This is a genomic window from Pseudomonas sp. No.117 (assembly GCF_054558395.1).
Genome location: NZ_BAAJNP010000013.1, coordinates 1 through 3,376, shown reverse-complemented (window position 1 = coordinate 3,376; position 3,376 = coordinate 1). Strand labels below are relative to the sequence as shown.

The window sequence follows — 3,376 nt, the reverse complement described above, 5'->3', positions numbered from 1 at the left end:
GCTTGACGATGACCTACTCTCACATGGGGAAACCCCACACTACCATCGGCGATGCATCGTTTCACTTCTGAGTTCGGGAAGGGATCAGGTGGTTCCAATGCTCTATGTTCGTCAAGCAATTCGGTTGGCTGGCCAGACGTTGGTGCATGCCTGGCTGGCCCAATTGGGTCGGTGACAGAAGTGGACAATTCGTCTCGGGTCTTGCGAACCCACGCGCCTGTTTTCGGCGTCGTCTTCCTCACGCTCTGACACGCGGTCAGATTGTTTGGGTGTTATATGGTCAAGCCTCACGGGCAATTAGTATCGGTTAGCTCAACGCCTCACAGCGCTTACACACCCGACCTATCAACGTCGTAGTCTTCGACGGCCCTTTAGGAAGCTCAAGGCTCCAGTGAGATCTCATCTTGAGGCAAGTTTCCCGCTTAGATGCTTTCAGCGGTTATCTCTTCCGAACATAGCTACCCGGCGATGCCACTGGCGTGACAACCGGAACACCAGAGGTTCGTCCACTCCGGTCCTCTCGTACTAGGAGCAGCCCCTCTCAAATCTCAAACGTCCACGGCAGATAGGGACCGAACTGTCTCACGACGTTCTAAACCCAGCTCGCGTACCACTTTAAATGGCGAACAGCCATACCCTTGGGACCGGCTTCAGCCCCAGGATGTGATGAGCCGACATCGAGGTGCCAAACACCGCCGTCGATATGAACTCTTGGGCGGTATCAGCCTGTTATCCCCGGAGTACCTTTTATCCGTTGAGCGATGGCCCTTCCATACAGAACCACCGGATCACTAAGACCTACTTTCGTACCTGCTCGACGTGTCTGTCTCGCAGTCAAGCGCGCTTTTGCCTTTATACTCTGCGACCGATTTCCGACCGGTCTGAGCGCACCTTCGTACTCCTCCGTTACTCTTTAGGAGGAGACCGCCCCAGTCAAACTGCCCACCATACACTGTCCTCGATCCGGATGACGGACCAGAGTTAGAACCTCAAGGTTGCCAGGGTGGTATTTCAAGGATGGCTCCATGGGAACTGGCGTCCCCACTTCAAAGCCTCCCACCTATCCTACACAAGCAAGCTCAAAGTCCAGTGCAAAGCTACAGTAAAGGTTCACGGGGTCTTTCCGTCTAGCCGCGGATACACTGCATCTTCACAGCGATTTCAATTTCACTGAGTCTCGGGTGGAGACAGCGCCGCCATCGTTACGCCATTCGTGCAGGTCGGAACTTACCCGACAAGGAATTTCGCTACCTTAGGACCGTTATAGTTACGGCCGCCGTTTACCGGGGCTTCGATCAAGAGCTTCGCTTGCGCTAACCCCATCAATTAACCTTCCGGCACCGGGCAGGCGTCACACCCTATACGTCCACTTTCGTGTTTGCAGAGTGCTGTGTTTTTAATAAACAGTCGCAGCGGCCTGGTATCTTCGACCGGCATGAGCTTACGGGGTAAACCCTTCACCCTCACCGGCGCACCTTCTCCCGAAGTTACGGTGCCATTTTGCCTAGTTCCTTCACCCGAGTTCTCTCAAGCGCCTTGGTATTCTCTACCCGACCACCTGTGTCGGTTTGGGGTACGGTTCCTAGTTACCTGAAGCTTAGAGGCTTTTCCTGGAAGCATGGCATCAACCACTTCTCCTTCTAAAAGAAGGATCGTCATCAGCTCTCGGCCTTGACCGTCCGGATTTACCTAAACGATCAGCCTACCACCTTAAACTTGGACAACCATCGCCAAGCTGGCCTAGCCTTCTCCGTCCCCCCATCGCAGTAACTAGAAGTACGGGAATATTAACCCGTTTCCCATCGACTACGCCTTTCAGCCTCGCCTTAGGGACCGACTCACCCTGCGTCGATTAACGTTGCGCAGGAACCCTTGGTCTTTCGGCGTGCGAGTTTTTCACTCGCATTGTCGTTACTCATGTCAGCATTCGCACTTCTGATACCTCCAGCAAGCTTCTCAACTCACCTTCACAGGCTTACAGAACGCTCCTCTACCGCATCACCAAAGGTGATACCCGTAGCTTCGGTGCCTGGTTTGAGCCCCGTTACATCTTCCGCGCAGGCCGACTCGACTAGTGAGCTATTACGCTTTCTTTAAAGGGTGGCTGCTTCTAAGCCAACCTCCTAGCTGTCTAAGCCTTCCCACATCGTTTACCACTTAACCAGGACTTTGGGACCTTAGCTGACGGTCTGGGTTGTTTCCCTTTTCACGACGGACGTTAGCACCCGCCGTGTGTCTCCCATGCTCGGCACTTCTGGGTATTCGGAGTTTGCATCGGTTTGGTAAGTCGGGATGACCCCCTAGCCGAAACAGTGCTCTACCCCCCAGAGTGATACATGAGGCGCTACCTAAATAGCTTTCGAGGAGAACCAGCTATCTCCGAGCTTGATTAGCCTTTCACTCCGATCCACAAGTCATCCCCTGCCTTTTCAACGGAAGTGGGTTCGGTCCTCCAGTCAGTGTTACCTAACCTTCAACCTGCTCATGGATAGATCGCCCGGTTTCGGGTCTATTCCCAGCGACTAGACGCCCTATTAAGACTCGCTTTCGCTACGCCTCCCCTATTCGGTTAAGCTCGCCACTGAAAATAAGTCGCTGACCCATTATACAAAAGGTACGCAGTCACCCAACAAAGTGGGCTCCCACTGCTTGTACGCATACGGTTTCAGGTTCTATTTCACTCCCCTCTCCGGGGTTCTTTTCGCCTTTCCCTCACGGTACTGGTTCACTATCGGTCAGTCAGGAGTATTTAGCCTTGGAGGATGGTCCCCCCATATTCAGACAGGGTTTCTCGTGCCCCGTCCTACTCGATTTCATTGATAAGAGCGTTTCGCGTACAGGGCTATCACCCACTATGGCCGCACTTTCCAGAGCGTTCCGCTACTCTCAAATCAACTTAAGGGCTGGTCCCCGTTCGCTCGCCACTACTAAGGGAATCTCGGTTGATTTCTATTCCTCAGGGTACTTAGATGTTTCAGTTCCCCTGGTTCGCCTCTTAACCCTATGGATTCAGGTTAAGATACCTAGGTTATCCTAGGTGGGTTCCCCCATTCAGAGATCTCCGGGTCACAGGTCATTTGCCACCTCACCGAAGCTTATCGCAGGCTATCACGTCTTTCATCGCCTCTGACTGCCAAGGCATCCACCGTATGCGCTTCTTCACTTGACCATATAACCCCAAGCAATCTCGCTGACGTCCAAGGACGCTACCGATCTGCAGGCGTTAGATGAGTGAAGACGACATTTCGCCGAAAACTTGCGCTTGAGTTCGCAAGATTTTACCTTGACGACACTGATTGCCAGTGAAAACAATCAATGCAGTCTACTTCTATCACTTTCCCAATTTTTTAAAGAACAGTTCTGATCAAAGACCAGA

General features: G+C 52.7%; 2 rRNA genes. Both read right to left on the bottom strand.

The window, feature by feature from the left end:
* Positions 1–116, bottom strand: a 5S ribosomal RNA gene (gene rrf, locus ACYJP6_RS24120).
* A 160-nt stretch (positions 117–276) separates the two neighbouring features.
* Positions 277–3,169: ribosomal RNA gene (locus tag ACYJP6_RS24115) — 23S ribosomal RNA — on the bottom strand.
* Positions 3,170–3,376: the final 207 nt, after the last annotated feature.